Origin of the sequence: Zoogloea oleivorans, assembly GCF_008107625.1 — a bacterium.
Classification (GTDB): Bacteria; Pseudomonadota; Gammaproteobacteria; order Burkholderiales; family Rhodocyclaceae; genus Zoogloea; species Zoogloea oleivorans.
Genome location: NZ_SDKK01000016.1, coordinates 25,959 through 45,261, shown reverse-complemented (window position 1 = coordinate 45,261; position 19,303 = coordinate 25,959). Strand labels below are relative to the sequence as shown.

Annotated in this window: 21 protein-coding genes; 5 read left to right on the top strand and 16 right to left on the bottom strand. The window is 63.3% G+C overall.

All coding sequences use genetic code 11. From position 1 onward, the window contains the following. Nucleotides 1–106 precede the first annotated feature (106 nt). The gene (locus ETQ85_RS16720; RefSeq protein WP_148580221.1) at nt 107–2,449 is read left to right on the top strand and encodes a catalase; all 2,343 of its coding nucleotides are present in this window, start codon (nt 107–109) and stop codon (nt 2,447–2,449) included. Nucleotides 2,450–2,509: 60 nt separating this feature from the next. Here ETQ85_RS16720 and moaC read toward each other — a convergent pair whose 3' ends face one another. Continuing rightward, a complete protein-coding gene (moaC, locus tag ETQ85_RS16715) occupies nt 2,510–2,989 on the bottom strand; it encodes a cyclic pyranopterin monophosphate synthase MoaC (protein ID WP_148580220.1) in 480 nt (159 codons plus the stop codon). 44 nt (nt 2,990–3,033) lie between these two features. Between moaC and ETQ85_RS16710 the strand changes: the two genes are divergently transcribed. After that, nucleotides 3,034–4,473, top strand: a complete 1,440-nt coding sequence (locus tag ETQ85_RS16710; protein WP_148580219.1) for a M48 family metalloprotease — start codon at nt 3,034–3,036, stop codon at nt 4,471–4,473. 16 nt (nt 4,474–4,489) lie between these two features. On the opposite strand, the gene ETQ85_RS16705 is transcribed toward ETQ85_RS16710, so the two are convergent. Genes ETQ85_RS16705 through ETQ85_RS16675 form a run of 7 tightly spaced genes read right to left on the bottom strand, consistent with a single transcriptional unit; the run spans nt 4,490 to nt 8,961 of the window. After that, entirely contained in the window at nt 4,490–5,122 is a 633-nt protein-coding gene (locus tag ETQ85_RS16705) for a hypothetical protein (RefSeq protein WP_148580218.1), read from the bottom strand. Beyond that, nucleotides 5,115–5,675: a GTP-binding protein gene (locus ETQ85_RS16700; protein ID WP_148580217.1), complete on the bottom strand. Its 561-nt coding sequence runs from the start codon at nt 5,673–5,675 to the stop codon at nt 5,115–5,117. The genes ETQ85_RS16705 and ETQ85_RS16700 overlap by 8 nt, the downstream gene beginning before the upstream one ends. Next, the gene (locus ETQ85_RS16695) at nt 5,665–6,843 is read right to left on the bottom strand and encodes a hypothetical protein (protein WP_148580216.1); all 1,179 of its coding nucleotides are present in this window, start codon (nt 6,841–6,843) and stop codon (nt 5,665–5,667) included. The genes ETQ85_RS16700 and ETQ85_RS16695 overlap by 11 nt, the downstream gene beginning before the upstream one ends. 49 nt (nt 6,844–6,892) lie before the next feature. After that, a complete protein-coding gene (locus ETQ85_RS16690) occupies nt 6,893–7,369 on the bottom strand; it encodes a hypothetical protein (RefSeq protein ID WP_148580215.1) in 477 nt (158 codons plus the stop codon). Then, complete coding sequence (locus ETQ85_RS16685) at nt 7,366–8,112, bottom strand: phosphate/phosphite/phosphonate ABC transporter substrate-binding protein (RefSeq protein WP_148580214.1); 747 nt, start codon at nt 8,110–8,112, stop codon at nt 7,366–7,368. The genes ETQ85_RS16690 and ETQ85_RS16685 overlap by 4 nt, the downstream gene beginning before the upstream one ends. Continuing rightward, entirely contained in the window at nt 8,109–8,579 is a 471-nt protein-coding gene (locus ETQ85_RS16680) for a PAS domain-containing protein (protein ID WP_148580213.1), read from the bottom strand. The genes ETQ85_RS16685 and ETQ85_RS16680 overlap by 4 nt, the downstream gene beginning before the upstream one ends. A 16-nt stretch (nt 8,580–8,595) precedes the next feature. After that, nucleotides 8,596–8,961, bottom strand: coding sequence for a roadblock/LC7 domain-containing protein (locus ETQ85_RS16675; protein WP_148580212.1), 366 nt, complete (start codon nt 8,959–8,961; stop codon nt 8,596–8,598). 239 nt (nt 8,962–9,200) lie between these two features. On the opposite strand from ETQ85_RS16675, the gene ETQ85_RS16670 reads away from it, so the two are divergent. Next, nucleotides 9,201–9,431: a sulfurtransferase TusA family protein gene (locus ETQ85_RS16670; RefSeq protein WP_148580211.1), complete on the top strand. Its 231-nt coding sequence runs from the start codon at nt 9,201–9,203 to the stop codon at nt 9,429–9,431. A gap of 69 nt (nt 9,432–9,500) precedes the next feature. On the opposite strand, the gene ETQ85_RS16665 is transcribed toward ETQ85_RS16670, so the two are convergent. The 4 genes from ETQ85_RS16665 to ETQ85_RS16650 form a co-directional block, all read right to left on the bottom strand. After that, the gene (locus ETQ85_RS16665; RefSeq protein WP_148580210.1) at nt 9,501–12,365 is read right to left on the bottom strand and encodes a valine--tRNA ligase; all 2,865 of its coding nucleotides are present in this window, start codon (nt 12,363–12,365) and stop codon (nt 9,501–9,503) included. A gap of 85 nt (nt 12,366–12,450) precedes the next feature. After that, nucleotides 12,451–12,939, bottom strand: coding sequence for a hypothetical protein (locus tag ETQ85_RS16660; protein ID WP_148580209.1), 489 nt, complete (start codon nt 12,937–12,939; stop codon nt 12,451–12,453). Beyond that, entirely contained in the window at nt 12,936–13,367 is a 432-nt protein-coding gene (locus ETQ85_RS16655) for a DNA polymerase III subunit chi (RefSeq protein ID WP_148580208.1), read from the bottom strand. Before ETQ85_RS16655 ends, ETQ85_RS16660 begins: the two co-directional genes overlap by 4 nt. 19 nt (nt 13,368–13,386) lie before the next feature. Next, nucleotides 13,387–14,874, bottom strand: a complete 1,488-nt coding sequence (locus tag ETQ85_RS16650; RefSeq protein WP_148580207.1) for a leucyl aminopeptidase — start codon at nt 14,872–14,874, stop codon at nt 13,387–13,389. Nucleotides 14,875–14,980: 106 nt separating this feature from the next. Here ETQ85_RS16650 and lptF point away from each other — a divergent pair, with 106 nt between their 5' ends. Both lptF and lptG read left to right on the top strand, forming a co-directional pair. Further along, nucleotides 14,981–16,057: an LPS export ABC transporter permease LptF gene (gene lptF / locus ETQ85_RS16645; RefSeq protein ID WP_148580206.1), complete on the top strand. Its 1,077-nt coding sequence runs from the start codon at nt 14,981–14,983 to the stop codon at nt 16,055–16,057. After that, entirely contained in the window at nt 16,057–17,133 is a 1,077-nt protein-coding gene (gene lptG / locus ETQ85_RS16640) for an LPS export ABC transporter permease LptG (protein WP_148580205.1), read from the top strand. The genes lptF and lptG overlap by 1 nt, the downstream gene beginning before the upstream one ends. 6 nt (nt 17,134–17,139) lie before the next feature. Here lptG and ETQ85_RS16635 read toward each other — a convergent pair whose 3' ends face one another. From ETQ85_RS16635 to ETQ85_RS16620, 4 genes are read right to left on the bottom strand one after another with little or no spacing between them, the layout of a single operon-like run. Continuing rightward, on the bottom strand, nt 17,140–17,616 hold the full coding sequence (locus ETQ85_RS16635) for an RDD family protein (protein ID WP_148580204.1): 477 nt from the start codon (nt 17,614–17,616) through the stop codon (nt 17,140–17,142). 8 nt (nt 17,617–17,624) lie between these two features. Next, nucleotides 17,625–18,275, bottom strand: a complete 651-nt coding sequence (locus ETQ85_RS16630) for a DUF3106 domain-containing protein (protein WP_148580203.1) — start codon at nt 18,273–18,275, stop codon at nt 17,625–17,627. After that, nucleotides 18,248–18,622 carry a DUF3619 family protein gene (locus ETQ85_RS16625; protein ID WP_148580202.1) on the bottom strand — a complete coding sequence of 125 codons (375 nt, stop codon included), beginning with the start codon at nt 18,620–18,622 and terminating at the stop codon, nt 18,248–18,250. Before ETQ85_RS16625 ends, ETQ85_RS16630 begins: the two co-directional genes overlap by 28 nt. Next, a complete protein-coding gene (locus ETQ85_RS16620) occupies nt 18,619–19,182 on the bottom strand; it encodes an RNA polymerase sigma factor (RefSeq protein WP_148580328.1) in 564 nt (187 codons plus the stop codon). Before ETQ85_RS16620 ends, ETQ85_RS16625 begins: the two co-directional genes overlap by 4 nt. Between the last annotated feature and the right edge of the window lie 121 nt (nt 19,183–19,303).

The window sequence follows — 19,303 nt, the reverse complement described above, 5'->3', positions numbered from 1 at the left end:
CATGTGGCTGAGCGCAGCAAACCGGACGGCCGGCCCTGACGTTCATTCATGCCGTTAGCAAGCATTGCTTGCTTGGCCACGACCATCACGCACTCAGGATGACCCCATGAAAAAGACTGATCCCCAACCGATGGCTGCCAGGAAGCCTACCCCGGCAATCGACCCCGGTGCCGCCGACGCACTGGCCCAACAAGCCACCGCCGTCGAGGCCCTCGCTGCGTCAATGCCGTACAACGCCAACAAGAGCAAGGAGTTCGGGCGTGACAATGCGATTTCGCCATCGGCCGGGCAGACGCAGGAGCCGAACTCCGATCTGGCATCGGCCAGCACCCTCAGCGAAACCAATATTTCGGCCAAGACCGGCGGCGATGCCGCCTCGCTCGACCGGGCGCGCGTCGACTCGGCTGGTGAGGTGCTGACGACCAATCAGGGTGTCGCCGTCGGTGACAACCAGAATTCGCTGAAAGCCGGCCTGCGCGGGCCGACCCTGCTGGAAGACTTCATCCTGCGCGAGAAGATCACCCACTTCGACCACGAACGCATTCCCGAGCGCATCGTTCATGCGCGCGGATCAGCCGCCCACGGCTATTTCGAGGCCTACCAGTCGCTGACCGACCTCACCCGCGCGGCACCCTTCCAGGAGGCGGGCAAGATCACGCCGGTCTTCGTCCGCTTTTCGACGGTCGCCGGTGAACGGGGCTCGGTGGATACGGCGCGCGATGTGCGCGGTTTCGCCGTCAAGTTCTACACCGACGAGGGGAACTGGGATCTGGTCGGCAACAACATCCCGGTCTTCTTCATCCAGGATGCGATGAAGTTCCCGGACCTGATCCACGCCGTGAAACCCGAACCGCACAACGGCTTGCCGCAAGCGGCTTCGGCCCATGACACTTTCTGGGATTTTGCTTCACTGATGCCGGAAACGACGCACACGCTGATGTGGGTGATGTCCGACCGCGGTATCCCGCGCAGCTATCGGATGATGCAAGGCTTCGGCGTGCACACCTTCCGGCTGGTCAATGCGGCGGGCGAGTCGCAGTTCGTCAAGTTCCACTGGACGCCCAAACTCGGCACGCATTCGCTGGTCTGGGATGAGGCGGTCAAGATCGCCGGCGCCGATTCCGATTTCCATCGTCGTGACCTGTGGGACGCCATCGAAGCCGGTGAATACCCGGAATGGGAGCTCGGCCTGCAGATCTTCACCGAAGCCCAGGCCGAAGGCTTCAGCTTCGATGTGCTCGACGCCACCAAGCTGATCCCCGAAGAACTGGTGCCGGTGACGCCGGTCGGCCGTATGGTGCTTAACCGCAACCCCGACAACTTCTTTGCCGAGACCGAGCAGGTCGCCTTCTGTACCGCGCATGTGGTGCCCGGCATCGACTTCAGCAACGATCCGCTGCTGGCGGGCCGTATCCATTCCTATGTCGATACCCAGATCACCCGGCTGGGTGGGGCAAACTTCCACGAGATCCCGATCAACGCACCGCTGGCACCCGTCCACAACAACCAGCGCGACGGCTTGCACCGCCAGGCCATCCCGCGTGGCAAGGTTGCCTACGAGCCCAACTCGCTCGGCGGCGGCTGCCCGTTCCAGGCCGGTGCGGCGGGTTTCGTGTCTTTCCCGGAACCGCTCGAAGGCGACAAGCTACGCGGCAAGCCGGAGAAGTTTGCCGACCACTACACCCAGGCTACCCTGTTCTATGAGAGCCAGACCGAGCTCGAAAAGGCGCACATCATTGGTGGCTTCCGCTTCGAACTGAGCAAGCTCACCGTGCCGGCCATCCGCGAACGCATGCTGGCCTCGCTGGTGAATGTGTCCGCCGACATGGCCGCGAAAATCGCCGACGGACTAGGCATGGAATTGCCCGAGGCCATGCCGAAGGCGTTGGCGAAATGTATCCCTCCCGAAGTGACCCAGTCGCCCGCACTGTCCCTTGCAGCGTTGCCCGGCGACGGCGGGATCCGCACCCGCAAGGTGGCGATCCTGGTTGCCGACGGCGTGCACGGCGCTTCCATCGTGGCCGTTCAGGCTGCTCTTGGCGCTGCCGGCGCCGTCGTGAGCATCATCGCGCCCCGGCTCGGTCCGGTTAGCACCGCCGACGGTGAGTCGGTGGAGGCGACCGCTACGCTGGAGAATTCACCGCCAGTACTGTTCGACGCGCTCGTTTTGCCCGATGGGAGTGATGGGGTAACGCGGCTGGCCGGATACGGGCAGACACTGGAGTTCGTGACCAACCAGTATCGCCACGGCAAGACTATCCTGGCCCTTGGCGCCGCAAATGCCCTGCTCGACAAAGCCGGTATCGCCAACACGCTGGCGTCGGGGAGGCCCGATCCGGGCATCCTGCTGGCGGGCGTCGATACGCTTGATGATGGTGCGGCCGGCTTTATCGCTGCAGCAGGCAAGCATCGTCACCCGGCACGCGAGACGGACCCACCCCAAATCTGACGTCGGTCCTGATCATTGAGCGGCAGCGATGAAGGCATAGCGGAGCATTCGTGCTTCGCCTTAGCCTTCCGCCTTCCAGTGCCCCGATTTGCCGCCTTCCTTCTCGAGCAGGCGGATGCCGTCCATGGTCATGCCGCGATCGACGGCCTTGCACATGTCGTAGATGGTGAGGAGGCCGACCTGCACGGCGGTGAGGGCTTCCATTTCGACGCCGGTGCGGCCAACGGTTTCGGCGGTGACCGTGCAGCGGATGGTGTTGTTGCCCTCGGCGACGAAGTCGGCGGTGACCCGGGTCAGCGGGATTGGGTGGCACAGGGGAATCAGGTCGGCGGTGCGCTTGGCGCCCTGGATGGCGGCGATGCGGGCGATGCCGATCACGTCGCCTTTCTTGTTGTCACCGGCGAGGATTTTCGTCAGCGTGGCCGGCTCCATCACGATGCGCCCTTCGGCACGGGCGACCCGGCGGGTTTCGGATTTGGCGGAAACATCGACCATGTGCGCCTGGCCGTGGGCATCGAAGTGGGTGAAAACGTCGCTCATCGGGCTGTGGGGAACCGCTGGGTAGGGTCGCGTATCATAGCATCGTGAAAAAACGTCTGATCGCCGCCCTGCTGTGCGTGGCCCTGGTGCCGCGCAGCTTTTCCCAGAGCCTGCCCGACCTGGGCGATAGTGCTTCGAGTGACCTTTCGCCGCTGGCCGAGCAGCGCATTGGCGCGCAGATCATGCGTGACATCCGCTGGAAAGATCCGGCCTACCTGCAGGATGCGGAGGTTGAGGATTACCTGAACATTCTCGGCGATCGCCTGGTGGCGGCGGGGCCGGGGGCGGGCTTGCCCTTCGAATTTTTCGGTGTCAATGATCCGTCGCTCAACGCCTTTGCGATGCCGGGTGGCAAGATCGGGGTACATACCGGGCTGATCCTGGCCGCCCAGGGCGAGTCGGAACTGGCCGGGGTGATGTCCCACGAAATCGCCCACGTCACCCAGCGTCACATTGCCCGGATGGTCGGCAAGCAGGGGCAGTTCGGCGTGCTGATGCTGGCTTCGCTGCTGGTGGCGATTCTGGCGGCCAAGTCGAGTTCGCAGGTCAGTCAGGCGGCCATCATGACCGGTCAGGCGGCAGGCTTGAGTTCGCAACTGGCCTATTCACGGGATTTCGAGAACGAAGCCGATCGGCTCGGGGTACAGAACCTCGCGGCGGCGGATTTCGACGTGCGCGGCATGCCGAGCTTTTTCGAGCGTCTGCAGAAGAACAGCCGGCTCTACGAAAACAATGCGCCGGCCTATCTGCGCACCCACCCGCTGACCGGTGAGCGGATCACTGAAATGGAGAGCCGGGTCGCCAGCATGCCTTACCGGCAGGTGCCGGACTCCCTCGATTTCCAGCTGGTGCGGGCCAAGCTGAAGGTGGGCCGCATGGCCTCCCGGGAGGTTGTCGAGGAGTTTGAAAGGGCGGCACGGGCAACCCCCCCCACGGTGGCGGCGCAATACGGGTTGGTGCGGGCCTATCTCAGCACCAAGCGTCTTGCCGATGCGGATCGGGCCATGGCCGACTTGCGCAAGCAGCGGGTGGTTTCGGCGATGATCGACGGGCTGGAGGGCGACCTGCGCCTGGCCCACGACGATCCGGCCGGTGCGGCAAAGGTGTTTGCGCAGGCGCGCGTCCGCTTTCCCCAGTCCCGGCGACTGATTTACGGCGAACTGGGTGCGCTGGTCGATGCGGGGCGTCCCGGCGATGCCTTGACGGTGGCGAAGGCAGAAGTCCTGACGACGCCGGGCAATGCAACCCTGTGGGAGTTGCGGGCGCGGGCCGAGGCGGCGCTGGGCAAGCGCCTGGCCCAGCATCGTTCGCTCGCCGAGGTGTACGCCATTCAGGGTAACTACGCGGCGTCAGCCCAGCAGCTCAGCCTTGCCCAGGCGGCGGGCGACGGGGACTTTTTCGAGCACTCGGCGGTGGATTCGCGCCTGCGCGAGGTGAGTGCCCTGCTGGCCGAACAGTTGCGCGAGCGCCGCGAACAGCGTTGAGCGGACTGCCTGCTGTTCAGATCTGGCCGTAGCGCACGTACAGGGCCCACACCAGGTCGGCGAAGGCGCGCTGGTTGAAGCGCGGGCGTCCGCTGACGGTGAGGGCCAGGCGGGTGCGCCCGACGTGCATCGGCCAGAAACTCAATCCGCTGACGCCGGCGGCATCCACATTGCCCCAGCCGTCGAGCAGGTGGTCGCCCAGTTTGGAGAGCGCTGCAGACTGACGTTCGGCCACTGACAGAATGTCTGCGCCGAGGGCGGCCAGCGCTTCGCCGGTGTCGGTCGGATAGCCGGCAATCGCCAGGCAGAAGCCCATGTGATCGGCCAGCACGGCCTGTCCGCTGTCGCTGAGGGCAGCGAGCAGTTCGGGCAGCGTGGCCTCGAGGGTGCCAATGGGGGCCATGCGCGGCCGTGGCCAGGCTTCGAGGCAGGCGTCTTCCTGCAGCCTGAGCAGATGTTCGAGCGCGGCCTCCGGGTCGCTTTCGCCGGTCCATGTGCGGATCGACTCAAGGCTCAGCAGGGGGCTTATGGCTTCGCGCAGGACGCCGAGCAGAACTTGCCGCTGGGGCGTCTGATCCGCACGGGTTACGGCCTGCCATGCGCCGTAGGGCGTTACGGTCAGGTGGGAGCCGGGAATAATCTCAAGCATCGACCAATCCGGGGTTGAGGGTGTAGAGGAGTGCCTTGACTAGCGTGGCCACGTCTTCGCGATTGCGTGCGTCGGCCCGGAAAACGGCAGGAAGCGGATCGTGGCCGAGTTCGGCGAGCTTTTTCCGGTAGGCATCGAGCCCGGGTTCCTGGGCGCGGTCCATGTGGGTTACGCCGATGGTCACCGCCGTGCTGGCGATGAACTTCTTGAACGCGGCGAGATAGTTTTCGAGATCCTTGAGCGGGTCGACGTTGGCGTTGTTGATCAGCAGGACGAGGCCGATGCCGCCTTCCGAAAGGATTTCCCACATGAAGCTGAAACGTTCCTGCCCGGGGGTGCCGTAGAGCATCACTTTTTCGCCGTCAGGCAGGTTCAGCAGGCCGTAGTCCATGGCGACCGTGGTGGTCTTCTTCAGTGCAGCAGTCTCGTCGCTGGCGACGGCTTCGGTGCAGACGGGCGGGATGTCGCTGAGGGCTGCGATGGCCGTGCTTTTGCCAGCACCGACGGTGCCGGAAAAAATGATCTTGTTGTGGCGGGCGCGTTCAGACCGCATTGAGGAGCTTTCTGAGAATTCGGGACAGAATCGATGGCCGTTGTTCTTGTTTGGGAGAAGGGGAGGGGTGTGCGGCAACGGGTATGACCGCGATGGGCGCAACGGTCGGTGCGTTCCGGTCCAGCAGCCCGGAGAAGTGGGCTGACGAGAATACCGAAAACACATAACGATGGGGGATGGCCAGCTGCGTGGCGATCTCCACAGGGCTGGCCCAGGTGCGTGTCCACAAGGCTGCTATGCGCAGTGCGTGGGGTGAAAGGAAGGCCTGGGTAAAGTTGGGCCAGGCTTTCAGGCGTACCCTCTGGTAGGGATCGGTGCCCACGGGCAGGCGGCCACGGGCGGCCCAGGCGGCGATGTTCCAGAGAAAATCCTCGGCCGCGTAAACTGTCTCGGTACCTACGGATTCACTGAAGATCAGGGCGCTGACGATGCGTGCCGTGGCGTGCGGCAACTGGGTCATGGAAAAGGGCCGCAACTGGTTGCCGCGAAATGCCGTGACACACACCGGCAATGGCTGTGGCTGGACTCCGATGAGGTGCGGCAGGCCGGAAATGACATGAGGGCGACCTGAGGCGACGGCCTGTTCGACAGCCCGGGAGAGGTGGCCGATCAGGTATTGGTCGGGGGCGAAAAAGAGTTTTTCGCTGAGAGGCGTGCCTGGGGTGAGGGGAATGTCGTCCATGGCGCCGCACAGGTCACGCTCTTCATCCATGTGCAGTCCGTGGCCCAGGGAGCTGGGGGTTTCCACGGCTGCCATGGGGGGCGTTGGTACTGGTGCTGGCACCTGGCGGCGTGCTGTGACGGTAGCCTTGATGGCCGCGGTGTCGTTGGCGGCCTTGGCAAGGATGCCGGGCAGGGCATCCAGATTGAGTGGCTTGCCCAGGATGAGCCGGTTCGGAAAGCGCAGGGCATGGTCCTTCGGGTGAAAGGCGTAGCACACGATGCCGGCGCTTGGATAAGGGCCCAGTTGCTCGAAGGCCGCTTCAACGCCCGGACGATCACAGTCGACCAGGACGACCCGGGCTTCATCCAGCGTCGGCACCAGGCGCACTGCATGTTTCCAGTGGCGTTCCACGGAAAGGCTGATCAGCCGGACATCCATGCTGCCTGCGTGGAGCAGGTAGAGGGCGGTCAGGTGCGGGCCGGGGAGGGTGGTGTGGCGGCTCATGACGGATTCACGGTGGGCGGTAAGCTGGTGATGCCGGGAGGGGGGGCGTTCAGCGGATGCCTTCATGAGGACTGGTAGCGACCCTCAGGAAGCATATGTCACCGTCGACCGGTCTGGCGAGTACGACGTCGGGAAGGGCAATCCGTGGATCGTGACGGCGGATGCCGTCATCCAGACGCTCGCTCAGGTAAATGCCCAGATCCTGCTCTTCCAGGGCTGCATAGTGATCGTGCAGCATGTGGGTACGCAAGCCGCTGCCGTGGGGCCCGAGGACGATCCACAGGTCAATCACCGCGGCAGCCGCCCGCGCTTCGTCGCCGAGGCTGCGCCACAGGGAGATGCGTTGTACATGCAGGTGCAGGTTGGTCGGTTTGCGTCCGATTTCGGCGGCCAGCAGTGTCCCCGTTGCCGGGGTGCACCAGTGGGAGGCAATTCCCAGTGTGCGCACCGGCAGTCCGAAGACCGCTGGTGGTGCAGGATGACGGATACGTTCCGGCCGGCCCTTGTCGGCGATGAAGAGGATCACTGGGTTAACGTGGAAATAATGTCGATCATGAACTCTACATCCTCTTGCTGGACGTTTTGCCAGCGACTGGCTCCGAGGGCTTCGAGCATGCTGCGGCCCTTGTCCGTCTCGTGCATCGTGAGGAGGAGATGGGTCATCTCGTCGACCCGGTCGTGAAGGGCTGGGCCCACCAGGAAAACGTGCTGGATCACCTGTGTGTCGCTGGTGACCAGTACCCGAATGTCTCGCCGGACAAGGGACGACAGCGCGTTGAAGGCGGCTACCGGGAAAAAGCCGATATCGGCTTCGCCGCGCAGGATGGCCTTGGCAACCTGGATGTAGGTTTCGCGGCGGAGCTCGACGGTGTTGCCGGTGTCGAGATTGGCCGGTTCGAGCAGGATGCGTCCGACGGTGTTGACGCAGGGGTCGTCGGTGCACGCCAGGCGTGTTCCGGGCTGAAGATCGGGAATGCCTTGGGCGGGGCTTTCGGCGGCGCTGACGATGACCATCTCGTCCGGCGGACCTTCCGGCCGGGCGATGGCCCGGAAACCTTTTTCCCGCACCAGCAGGGACGCGTCGAAGGGGTTGGCATGGATGATGTCCACTTTGCCAGCCGCAATGGCGGCCCGCTGGGCGCCGAAATTGTCGTAGAGCTCCAGGTGAATGGGCAGGGACAGGGAGCGTTGCAGCCAGGTGTTGAAGATGTACCAGTCCGAGATGCGCTCGTTGGGAAAGCTGGGACTTACGGTGAAGTTGAAACTCATTGTCCGTTCATCTCCCGGTACTGCAATTCGGCGGCTGCGACATGCTCCCGGGAGGGCTCGCGCCGTACCGAGGTATAACCGACTATTTCTCCGTTGCGGATGTTGGGAACCACTGCGGCATGGACCCAGTAGTGCCCGCCATCCTTGCGCAGATTTTTTACATAACCGTGCCACTGATGCCCGGCCTTGACGGTGTCCCACAGGTCACGGAAGGCTGCGGCGGGCATCCCGGGGTGACGCAGGAGACTGTGGGGCTGGCCAATCAACTCTTCCCTGGCGTAGCCGGACATGTCGACGAAGGACTGGTTGCACTGGGTGATGATCCCGGCGGTATCGGTCCGCGAGACGATCAGCTTGCCGTGCGGGTAGGGCTTTTCGATTGATGTCACATAAACGCGGCGACGGGTGCCGTCGGCATGGGTCAGCACATGCTCGACTGGATCTCCCGAAATGTGGTCGAGATTCATGTCTTGCACAGTCCGCTCATCCGAGGATTCGGCCGATGGCGTCTGCCGCCCGGCGGACATCGAGGAAGACCAGGCCCAGCTTGGCATTCGGCTTGGCCATCACGGTGAGCACGGCATCGGCGCCAGCCTGGACCATCAGCACATAGCCCTTTTCGCCCTTGATCAGAACCTGTTCCAGGCCGCCGCGGGCCAGTTCCCGGGCAGTCCGGTCACCGAGGGACAGCATGGCGGCACTCATGGCACCCACCCGGTCTTCGTCCACGGTGTTGGGGAGCAGTGCGGCCATCATCAGGCCGTCGGAGGAGATGATGGCTGAAGCTTCGATGTCTGCGGAGGTGCCGTTCAGGTCATTGAGAACCGTCTGGAGCATGTTCGAGCGCATGTTGGTCTACCTTGGAGGAATTGTTGGGGTTGGGGAAAGCCTTGCCAGACAAGCTCTGGCGCGCCGATACTGCCGCTAAGGGTATCGATCTGGGTATGACATGGTTTTTCTATGGTCATTATTTCACAGAATCACGGTCTTTTTTGCACTGCGTCGAAGTGCGTTTGCCCGGCCTCGGCCAAAATCGCGTGTCGCGTTAGAATCCGGCCTTGATCGCCTCTCGAAGATGGAGTCACACAATGGATTTTGACAAGGAAGTGGATGCCCGCGGCCTGAACTGCCCACTGCCTATTCTGCGCGCCAAGAAGGCGCTGGCAGAAATGCAGGCTGGCCAGGTGCTTCATGTCCTCGCGACGGACCCGGGATCGGTGAAGGACTTTGCGGCCTTCGCCCGACAGACCGGCAATGAGCTGGTTGCCCACAACGAATTACCGGATAACGCCTACGATTTTTTCCTGCGCCGCAAGTAATCCGTACCGGATGAGCCAAAAAAAGGGCCACGCAATTGCGTGGCCCTTTTCAATTTGACGCCTGTTTGCTCAGACGAGCTTGGCCAGCTGGGGCTTGAGCTTGTCGACGGTGGCGCTGAAGTTGGCCAGGCGTTCCTTCTCCTGGGCCACCACCGCGGCCGGGGCGCGGGCCACGAAGCTCTCGTTGGCGAGCTTGGCGTGGGCCTTGACGATCTCGCCTTCGAGGCGGGCGATTTCCTTGGAAATACGCTCCCGCTCGGCGGCGATGTCGATCTCGACCTTGAGCATCAGGCGCTGCTCGCCGACGATGGCGACGGGGGCCATTTCTTCGGTGCTGATTTCATCCACCACCTGCACTTCGGAGAGCTTGGCCAGCCCGGCGATGTAGGGGGCGAACTTCTTCAGGCGCTCGGCGTTGCCGCTGGCGATCAGGGGCATGCGCTGGGCCGGAGAGATGTTCATCTCGCCACGCAGGTTGCGGCAGGCGTAGATGAGCGCCTTCAGCTCGGTGACGTCGGCTTCGCTGGTTTCGTCGAGCTTGCCCAGGTCGGCTTGCGGGTAGCTGGCCAGGCACAGGCTGTCGGTGTCCTTGCGGGCGGCCAGCGGGGCGACTGTTTGCCACAGCTCTTCGGTGATGAAGGGAATCATCGGGTGAGCCAGGCGCAGGATGGTTTCGAGCACGCGCAAGAGGGTGCGGCGGGTAGCCCGTTGCTGGGCTTCGGTGCCGCTCTGGATCTGCACCTTGGCCAATTCCAGGTACCAGTCGCAGTACTCGTCCCAGATGAACTCGTAAACCGTTTTGGAGACGAGGTCGAAACGGTATTCGCCGAAGTGCTGCTCGACTTCCTTTTCGACACGCTGCAGGCGGCTGACGATCCAGCGGTCGGCGAAGGAGAAGTCCAGGTAGGCGCCGGTGCAGGCCGTGGCATCGTGATTGTCGAGACCGCAGTCCTTGTCCTGGGTGTTCATCAGCACGAAGCGGGTGGCGTTCCACAACTTGTTGCAGAAGTTGCGGTAGCCCTCGCAGCGGCTCATGTCGAACTTGATGTCGCGGCCCGGGCTGGCCAGGCTGGCGAAGGTGAAACGCAAGGCGTCGGTGCCGAAGGCGGGGATGCCTTCGGGGAATTCCTTGCGGGTCTTCTTCTCGATGCTGGCGGCCTGCTTGGGGTTCATCAGGCCGGTGGTGCGCTTGGCCACCAGGGCGTCGATGCCGATGCCGTCGATCAGGTCGATCGGGTCGAGCACGTTGCCCTTCGACTTGGACATCTTCGCGCCTTCGGCATCGCGGATCAGACCGTGCACGTAAACGTGCTTGAACGGGATCTTGCCGGTGATGTGCTTGGTCATCATGACCATGCGCGCCACCCAGAAGAAGATGATGTCGAAGCCGGTGACGAGCACGGTGGACGGCAGGTACAGGTCCAGCGCGTCATTCGACTGGGCCGGGTATTCCGGTGTCCAGTCGAGGGTCGAGAAGGGCCACAGGGCCGACGAGTACCAGGTGTCGAGGACGTCCGGGTCGCGCTTGAGGGCGCCGCTGTAGCCGGCCTTGTCGGCCAGGCTGCGGGCTTCGTCCTCGCTGTGGGCGACGAAGGTTTCGCCATTGTCGCCGTACCAGGCGGGAATCTGGTGGCCCCACCAGAGCTGGCGGGAGATGCACCAGTCCTGGATGTTGTTGAGCCACTGGTTGTAGGTGTTGACCCAGTTGCCGGGGACGAACTCGATCTCGCCGGAGGAGACGACTTCCAGCGCCTTCTCGGTGATCGACTTGCCGTCTTCGCCCGGCTTGGACATGGCGACGAACCACTGGTCGGTGAGCATCGGTTCGATGACCACGCCGGTACGGTCGCCACGGGGCACTTGCAGCTTGTGGGGCTTGATGTCGCCGAGCAGGCCGAGGGCTTTGAATTGAGCCACCACCTGCTTGCGCGCTTCGAAGCGGTCGAGGCCGACGAGGCTGGCCGGCAGCGGGGTCGAGCCGCTGACCACACCGTGGGTGACGACTGTGCCGGCATCCGGCACAGTGCCTTCGAGGGTCAGCACGGTGATCATCGGCAGGCCGTGGCGCAGGCCGACGGCGTAGTCGTTGAAGTCATGGGCCGGGGTGACCTTGACCACGCCGGTACCGAACTCGCGGTCGACGTATTCGTCGGCGATGATCGGGATCTCGCGATCCACCAGCGGCAGCTTGACGGTCTTGCCGATCAGGTGGGCGTAGCGCTCGTCTTCGGGGTGCACCATCACGGCGGTGTCGCCGAGCATGGTTTCCGGGCGGGTGGTGGCGACGGTGAGGCTGCCGCTGCCGTCGGCAAGCGGGTAGTTAAGATGCCACATGAAGCCATCTTCTTCTTCCTGCACCACTTCCAGGTCGGACACGGCGGTGTGCAGCTTCGGATCCCAGTTCACCAGGCGCTTGCCGCGGTAGATCAGGCCTTCGTTGAAGAGGCGGACGAAGGTTTCGGTGACGATCTTGTTGAGACCGGCATCCATGGTGAAGCGCTCGCGGCTCCAGTCGGGGCTGGTGCCCATGCGGCGCATCTGCTGGGTGATGGTGCCGCCGGAGTATTCCTTCCACTCCCAGACCTTCTCGAGGAATTTCTCGCGGCCGAGGTCGTGGCGGGAAATGCCCTGGGCGTCGAGCTGGCGTTCGACGACGATCTGGGTGGCGATACCGGCGTGGTCGGTGCCGGGCTGCCACAGGGTGTTCCAGCCGCGCATGCGGTGGTAGCGCGTGAGCGCGTCCATGAGCGTCTGGTTGAAGCCGTGACCCATGTGCAGGGTGCCGGTGACGTTGGGCGGCGGCAGCAGGATGCAGAAGGATTGATCCGCGGGCTTGCTGCGGTCGAGACCGGCGGCAAAGTAGCCGCTCGTTTCCCAGTGCTCATACCAGCGGCGCTCAATCTCCGCCGGCTCGAAACTCTTGGCCAGTTCCATGGGTTCTGTCTTTGAAGGCAAAGACGCGGATTATAGCGGATGCACCCCGCTTGACCGCCGGCAAGACTTGGCGGGTGACCGAGAGTTATGCGTCGGGGGGGCTGTCGAGCTGGTCGGCGATCTCGGCGGAGACGAGGGGCAGGAGGGTGGCACGCAGGTGAGCCGCGGCCGCGTCGCGCAGGCGTTCGGCCAGATCGTCCAGTTCGCGGGACACGAGCTGGGGCAATTCATTGGCGACCCATTCCTCGATGTGCCGGCTGATCGCCGTGTCGAGGGCGACGAGGCGCTCGGCCTGGTCGACCGTGCCGGGAAGCAGCGTAAAGATGGGTTCGGCGCGGGTTTCCGGGAGTTCCGCTGCCGGGGTGACCGGTTCGAGGATGATTGGACTGGTCTCGCCGATGTAGGGCTCGATCCGTTCGTCCACCACGTCGGTGAGCACCGGCAGGTCGTCGGTTTCGGAGGGGGCTGCAAAGCTCTCATGACGATGGATCAGGGCATCGGTCCTGGCGATGAGATGTTCGGCCTCTTCGTCGTCGAGGGAGACTTCCATTTCGGGGTTGGGGGTGATGCTCATTCGCCGCTCCGTTGGGCCAGATCGTGGGCACTGAGGGTGTAGCCCCCATCCTTGTAACTGCGATAGCGCCCGCGGGCGGCCTGGCGTTCGGGGTCGGTCGGGCCGACGATCTCGAGCACCAGCTGGAAGCGCTCGAAACCGGCTGGCAGCGTTTCCCCCAGATTGATCAGCACATCGTGGTGGGGCAGGGCTGCGAGAGTGCTGCCGATGACCACCGGCGTTTCGGCGGCCAGCGTTGAGCCGGCGGCCACGTGGGGAACGAAGGCGAGGGGCTGATAGCTCCACAGCATCTGGTCGAAATGCCGTGCGACGCCCCCGTCCGGTGCGAAGACCGATACCTTGTGACCCCCGCCGCTGGCCTTGGCAGCGAGCACGCAGGCCACCCGCAGGCGGTCGGGGGCGTTGTGGTAGAAGCGGATCTCGGTCATGCCGGGAGCGTCTGCGTTTTCACTCGGCGGCGCGATCGATCAGGAATTGGGTGAGCAGAGGCACCGGCCGACCGGTGGAACCCTTCTCTGCACCCGATTTCCAGGCCGGCCCGGCGATGTCCAGGTGTGCCCACTTGTAGGCCTTGGTGAAACGAGCCAGGAAGCACGCAGCGGTAATTGCGCCGGCGCCCTTGGTGCCGATGTTGGGGATATCGGCGAAATTGCTCTTGAGCATCTCCTGGTATTCGTCCCAGATGGGCAGTTGCCAGGCCTTGTCGCCGGACGCCTGACCGCTGGCCAGAAGCTCGGCCGCGAGGGCGTCGTCGTTGGCCATCAGCCCGGAGGTGGCGTTGCCCAGAGCGATGATGCAGGCGCCGGTGAGGGTGGCAATGTCCACCACCGCAGCCGGGTCGAAACGCTCGGCGTAGGTGAGGGCGTCGCACAGGATCAGGCGGCCTTCAGCGTCGGTGTTGAGGACTTCGATGGTCTGGCCAGACATGGAGGTGACGATGTCGCCAGGCTTGGTGGCCGAGCCACCGGGCATGTTTTCGGTGGCCGGAATCAGGCCGATCACGTTGATCGGCAGCTCCATGCGGGCGATGGCCTTGAAGGTGCCGAGCACGCTGGCGGCGCCACACATGTCGTATTTCATTTCGTCCATGCCCTCGCCGGGCTTCAGGGATATCCCGCCCGAGTCGAAGGTGACGCCCTTGCCGACCAGTACGACCGGCTTGTCCTTGGCCTTGCCACCCTTGTAGTGAAGGATGATGAACTTGGGGGGTTCGTGGGAGCCCCGGGACACGGACAGCAGCGAGCCCATGCCCAGCTTTTCCATGTCGGCCCGTTCGAGGATCTCGACCTTGATCTTGTGATCCTTGGCGAGTTTCTTGGCGGCAGTGGCCAGGTAACCCGGCGTGCACACGTTGCCGGGCAGGTTGCCGAGGGTCTTGGCGAGGGCCAGGCCATCGGCGACCGCTTCGCCACGCAGCACGGCCGTTTCGAGCGCGGCGGCATCCTTGTGCCTGGCGACGAAGACGAGCTTCTTGATGCCCTTTTGCGACTCTTCCTTTTTGGACTTCAGCTCGTCGCAGCGGTAGGTGCTGTCCTTGAGGATCTGCGCCGCCTGGGCGAGACGCCAGGGCAGGTCGCGACCGGGAATGTCGATGTCGGCCAGGCAAAAAGCGGCGTCGCCGGCCGCCGAGCCGGCGAGTGCCTTGGCGGTAGCGCCGACGGCATCCCGGTAGACCTTGTCGGAGAGCGCATCGGCCTTGCCGAGGCTGACCAGCAGCACGCGGGGCGCCGCAACGCCTCGTACGGCGTGAAGCATCAGGGTGCTGCCGGCCTTCTCGTCCAGGTCACCCTGGGCGAGCACTGCGGCAATCGCGCCGTCGCTGGCATTGTCGAGAGCTCTGGCGGCTACGGTCAGATCTCCCCCGGCGAACGCGCCAACCACCACACAGCCGTTCTTGAGTTTTTCCGGCGATCCGGCCTTTATGGTAAATTCCACCCGCTTCTCCTTGGAAACACGCGTCAAAGGGACGTCGCGCCACATTATGGCCGGCACCCCGGCGAACGTCAAAACGGTCGCCAGCCGGCGCTGATACTTTTCCCGCATGATTTTTCTCCGAGCCGCTCAGCGCGAATTCACGCAGAACGCCGTAGCGGTTTTCGTGGCGCTGTTTGCGATCCTGATTTCCACGGTCCTCATCCGTCTGCTCGGCCAGGCGGCGGGGGGGCGTGTGCCTGCCGATGCCGTGCTGGCCCTGATCGGTTTCGGGGCCATTGCCCAGATGCCGGTGGTGCTGTCCCTGACGGTCTTCATTGCGATTCTCATGTCCCTGTCCCGCAGTTACCGGGATTCGGAGATGGTTGTCTGGTTCTCCAGCGGCGTGCCGCTCACCGCGTGGGTGCGCCCGGTGTTGCGCTTTGCCGTGCCAGTGGTGATCCTGATCGCTGCCCTGTCGCTGTTCGTGGCGCCCTGGGCGCAGAAGAAGAGCGTCGAGTACAAGGAGCAACTGAACAATCGGGACGACGTTTCCCGGGTGGCCCCGGGCATGTTCCGTGAATCATCCGGGGGCGAGCGGGTGTTTTTCGTCGAGGCGCTATCCGGCGAAGAAGGGCGGGTCCGCAATGTCTTCGCCAGCAGCATGCAGCATGGCCGTCTGGGCGTGATGGTGGCCTCCCAGGGGCACATGGAAACCGATGCTGCAGGCAATCGTTTCGTGGTGCTGGAGCATGGCAGACGTTACGAAGGCACGCCCGGAACGCCGAGTTACCGGGTCATGGAGTTCGAGCGCTACCAGATCAGGATGGAATCGAAGGAGGCGAGCAGCGGGCCGCGCCAGCCCAAAACGCTGCCCCTGCCGATCTTGCTGAGCGAGCCCAGTAACGGCAACCGGGGAGAACTGCTGGCACGGATCAGTGCTCCTGTTCTCGCCCTGATGCTGTCTTTGCTGGCCATTCCGCTTTCCTTCGTGAATCCACGGGCCGGTCGGGCGAACAATCTGATCCTGGCGATCCTCGTATATCTGATTTACAGCAACGCGCTCAGCGTTTGCCAGGCGTGGGTGGGGCAGGGGCGCATGCGTTTCGATATCGGTCTGTGGGCGCCTCACCTGATGATGATGGGGGTGCTGGCGGTGCTTTTCTATCGCCGCCTCAGCGTGTTTGCCCGTTGGCGGAGGCGCTGATGATTTCCGTTTATATCCGCTACCTGAGCCGGGAGATCTACTCGGCGGTTGCCTTGGTGCTGCTGGCCTTTCTGGGGCTGTTCGCTTTCTTCGATCTCGTTAATGAACTGGACGAGATCGGCAAGAATGGCTACATGCTGCATCATGCCGCGATCTATGTAGCGATGATCATGCCCGGCCGGGTCTACGAATTGATGCCGATCGCGGTCCTGATCGGTACGCTGTACGCGCTGACGACGCTTGCACGGCATTCCGAAATCACCGTGCTGAGGGCTTCAGGCCTGTCTACCTGGCGCTTTCTGCTGGGCTTGTTGTCTATCGGCAGTGTCTTTGTGCTGCTGACCTTCGTGTTTGGCGAGTATCTGGCCCCGCCTGCTGAAAGGGCCGCCCAGCAATGGCGTCTGGCGGCAACCCGCTCCATGGTTTCCCAGGAGTTGCGTACGGGGCTGTGGGTGCGGGATGGCAAGCGTTTCGTGAATGTGCGCAGCGTGCTGCCCGATACGTCCCTGCAGGGAGTGCGTATCTACGAATTCGACGACCGTGCGATGCTGGTGTCGATCAGCGATGCGGCGGTCGGTGTCTATGACAGCAAGGAAGGGTGGCGGCTGCGCACGGTTGGGCAGACGCGTTTTCTGGGAGACCGGACCGAGACGGTGAGCATGCCTGAGTTGATCTGGCGTTCGGAACTCACGCCGGATGTCTTGTCTGTGCTCATGGTGGTGCCAGAGCGCATGTCGGTGGAGACGCTGTATTCGTACATCCGGCATCTCGACGAGAACAACCAGAAGACCACCCGTTACGAAATCGCCCTGTGGAAGAAGCTGGCTTACCCCTTTGCCGCGCTGGTGATGATGGGGCTCGCCCTGCCTTTTGGTTACATGCAGACCCGAATGGGCGGAGTCAGCCTGAAGGTGTTCTCCGGGATCATGATCGGGGTCGGCTTTCACTTGCTGAACGGCTTGTTCTCCAACCTCGGTGTCATCAATGGCTGGATTCCGGCTGTCGCGGCGCTCACGCCAAGCGTCGTCTTCCTGCTGGCGGCGATGGGGATGATGTGGTGGGTAGAGCGCCGCTAGGCGTTTTCAGTCCTGTGGGGTGACCGACAGCAGGACGATTCGGGTTCCGGCCAGGCGGTCGTGCAGAAATTGATGTTCCCGGTCAAACAGTGCCCAGAACAGTCCGGCGCCAAAGAAAAGGACCGAAGGCCAGGCCAGCGCATATCTCAGCCAGCCCTGACGCAAGGAAACCGTGTCGCCGCTGAGGTCGACAATCTTGAGCTTCCAGGTCTGCATGGCCAGGGTTTGGCCGCCCCGGCGCCAGTACCAGAGAAAGTACGCGCCGAGCACCAGGAAGACATACACCCACAGTACTCCGCCATCAGGCGTGTAGCCTGTTCCAATGCCGAGCATGAGGAGCGGGACCAGAAAGGTCAGGGCCAGCACCCCGATCAGCAGGAGTGACTCGTAAAGCATGCTGGCCAGGCGTCGCCGCAAGCCTGCCAGTTCGGCAGGCTGCCGCTCCGGGGGGCGTGCCCCGGTGGCAGTGGATTTTTGGGACATGAATCGGTTCAGGGTTTTGTGGGGGCGATGGCCGGTACGGTACTTGCCGTGCCGGGTTCGACCATCACGGCGGCTGTTGGCGGGCTTGCCGGAGGAACGATTGCTGGGGCGGGAGGTGCAGCCGGAGGCGGAGGCGGCGGCGGGACCGTTATCTTGCGGGTGGTTGCTCGCGGGGGTAGCGGCGCGCTCAGGGGTTTGATCGGTGGCGCACCAATCTTCGGGATGACAGGTTTGGTTGCAGGTTTTGCCGCGGCTTCGGTGAAGCGCTGCTTTTCTTCGCTGGGCAGATCCTGGTAGGCATTCCACTTTTCCCGCAAGGCCTCACGCTTTTCCGGAGAAATGCGTTGCAGGTTGCGATACTGGTCCCGGGCGACCATGCGCTGCTCCGGGGTCAGGGTGATCCAGGTCTGCATGCGTCGCTGCAGGCGAGATTGCTCCTCCGGCGTGTATCCGGGGAAGCGGTCTGCAATGCCTGCCCACTTCCGCTTGCGCTCGTCCGGCAGATCTTTCCATTCTTTCGCCAGCGGTGTGAGAGTGCGCTGCTGGGCGGGCGTCAGGTCATTCCAGGCAGGTGGTGTAAGCGGGGGGATGGCGGATACCTGGGTCGAGCAGACAAGCGCCAGCGCAGCGCTTACTCGGGCGAATTGTTTTGAACCCATGCGTCGAATCCGCGATCCAGGTAGGCGTCAATCGGAAGGTCGTCAGCGAGCAGCGCGCTATCCACTTCTTCAAGATCTGCCGTATGTTGCAGGTGCCCGAGGAAGCCACTCCCCAGCGCAAGAAGCAGGACAAAAAGCAGGGCGAGCGTGGTCTTGCCGCGTGGGCGAATGTGCTCGGACAAGATTTGGCCGAGGCCTGCGACGCTAAGCCCGCGTACAGCAACTTTTTGACGCTCCAATGCTTTCTGCCGTGCCTCGTGGAGGTTCAGGCTTACAGACGGGGAGGTGTTCCGTGCCGAAGTGTTGAGGTGCTGCCGAACCCGGCGGTGAAAGTCCTGGTCATTCATAGTGTTAAGCCCTTCGCTGCAAGTGCCGCCGCAAGCGTGTGTGTGGCTCGCGAGCAGTGCGTTTTGACGCTGCCCTCGGAGCAACCCATGGCTGCGGCTGTTTCGGCTATGTCCATTTCCTCCCAATAACGCATCAGGAAGGCTTCGCGTTGACGAAGCGGAAGCTTTTCAATTTCCCTTTCTATGACACCCAGCGTTTGCCTTTGTTCAAGCTGTGCCTGAGGAGACTCGCTCTTGTGGTCGCTATCAGCCGATTCAAGGCTTTCGAGGGGGTCATGTTCGTCGTCTTCCGGGCCTGAGAATGCCGACAGCAGGGTGGTCCACATGCTGCGCACCTTCTGGCGACGGTAGTAGTCGCGAATGACGTTCTGCAGGATGCGCTGAAAAAGCATCGGAAGCTCGGCGAGGGGCTTGTCGCCGTATTTTTCGGCGAGTTTCATCATCGCGTCCTGCACGATGTCGAGGGCCGATTCTTCGTTGCGAACCGCGAACATGGCCTGCTTGAAAGCCCGTTTTTCGACGCTGGCGAGAAAGTCCGATAGTTCGAGGCGGGAGGGCAGGGGAGAGATCCTCTTTGGTCTGGGGCTCGGGGCAGCCCCTTCAATGTTCGGCAGGATATGGCAAAGCGCCTGCCGACGGCAACGGAGTATGGATGGGCGCGCCTTGACCAATTGCCTGGTC

Coding starts and splice junctions, on each gene's coding strand:
- ETQ85_RS16720 (WP_148580221.1), top strand. CDS start 107: ATGAAAAAGACTGATCCCCAACCGATGGCTGCCAGGAAGCCTACCCCG.
- moaC (WP_148580220.1), bottom strand. CDS start 2,989: ATGAGCGACGTTTTCACCCACTTCGATGCCCACGGCCAGGCGCACATG.
- ETQ85_RS16705 (WP_148580218.1), bottom strand. CDS start 5,122: ATGCTTGAGATTATTCCCGGCTCCCACCTGACCGTAACGCCCTACGGC.
- ETQ85_RS16700 (WP_148580217.1), bottom strand. CDS start 5,675: ATGCGGTCTGAACGCGCCCGCCACAACAAGATCATTTTTTCCGGCACC.
- ETQ85_RS16695 (WP_148580216.1), bottom strand. CDS start 6,843: ATGAGCCGCCACACCACCCTCCCCGGCCCGCACCTGACCGCCCTCTAC.
- ETQ85_RS16685 (WP_148580214.1), bottom strand. CDS start 8,112: ATGAGTTTCAACTTCACCGTAAGTCCCAGCTTTCCCAACGAGCGCATC.
- ETQ85_RS16680 (WP_148580213.1), bottom strand. CDS start 8,579: ATGAATCTCGACCACATTTCGGGAGATCCAGTCGAGCATGTGCTGACC.
- ETQ85_RS16675 (WP_148580212.1), bottom strand. CDS start 8,961: ATGCGCTCGAACATGCTCCAGACGGTTCTCAATGACCTGAACGGCACC.
- ETQ85_RS16670 (WP_148580211.1), top strand. CDS start 9,201: ATGGATTTTGACAAGGAAGTGGATGCCCGCGGCCTGAACTGCCCACTG.
- ETQ85_RS16665 (WP_148580210.1), bottom strand. CDS start 12,365: ATGGAACTGGCCAAGAGTTTCGAGCCGGCGGAGATTGAGCGCCGCTGG.
- ETQ85_RS16660 (WP_148580209.1), bottom strand. CDS start 12,939: ATGAGCATCACCCCCAACCCCGAAATGGAAGTCTCCCTCGACGACGAA.
- ETQ85_RS16655 (WP_148580208.1), bottom strand. CDS start 13,367: ATGACCGAGATCCGCTTCTACCACAACGCCCCCGACCGCCTGCGGGTG.
- lptF (WP_148580206.1), top strand. CDS start 14,981: ATGATTTTTCTCCGAGCCGCTCAGCGCGAATTCACGCAGAACGCCGTA.
- lptG (WP_148580205.1), top strand. CDS start 16,057: ATGATTTCCGTTTATATCCGCTACCTGAGCCGGGAGATCTACTCGGCG.
- ETQ85_RS16635 (WP_148580204.1), bottom strand. CDS start 17,616: ATGTCCCAAAAATCCACTGCCACCGGGGCACGCCCCCCGGAGCGGCAG.
- ETQ85_RS16630 (WP_148580203.1), bottom strand. CDS start 18,275: ATGGGTTCAAAACAATTCGCCCGAGTAAGCGCTGCGCTGGCGCTTGTC.
- ETQ85_RS16625 (WP_148580202.1), bottom strand. CDS start 18,622: ATGAATGACCAGGACTTTCACCGCCGGGTTCGGCAGCACCTCAACACT.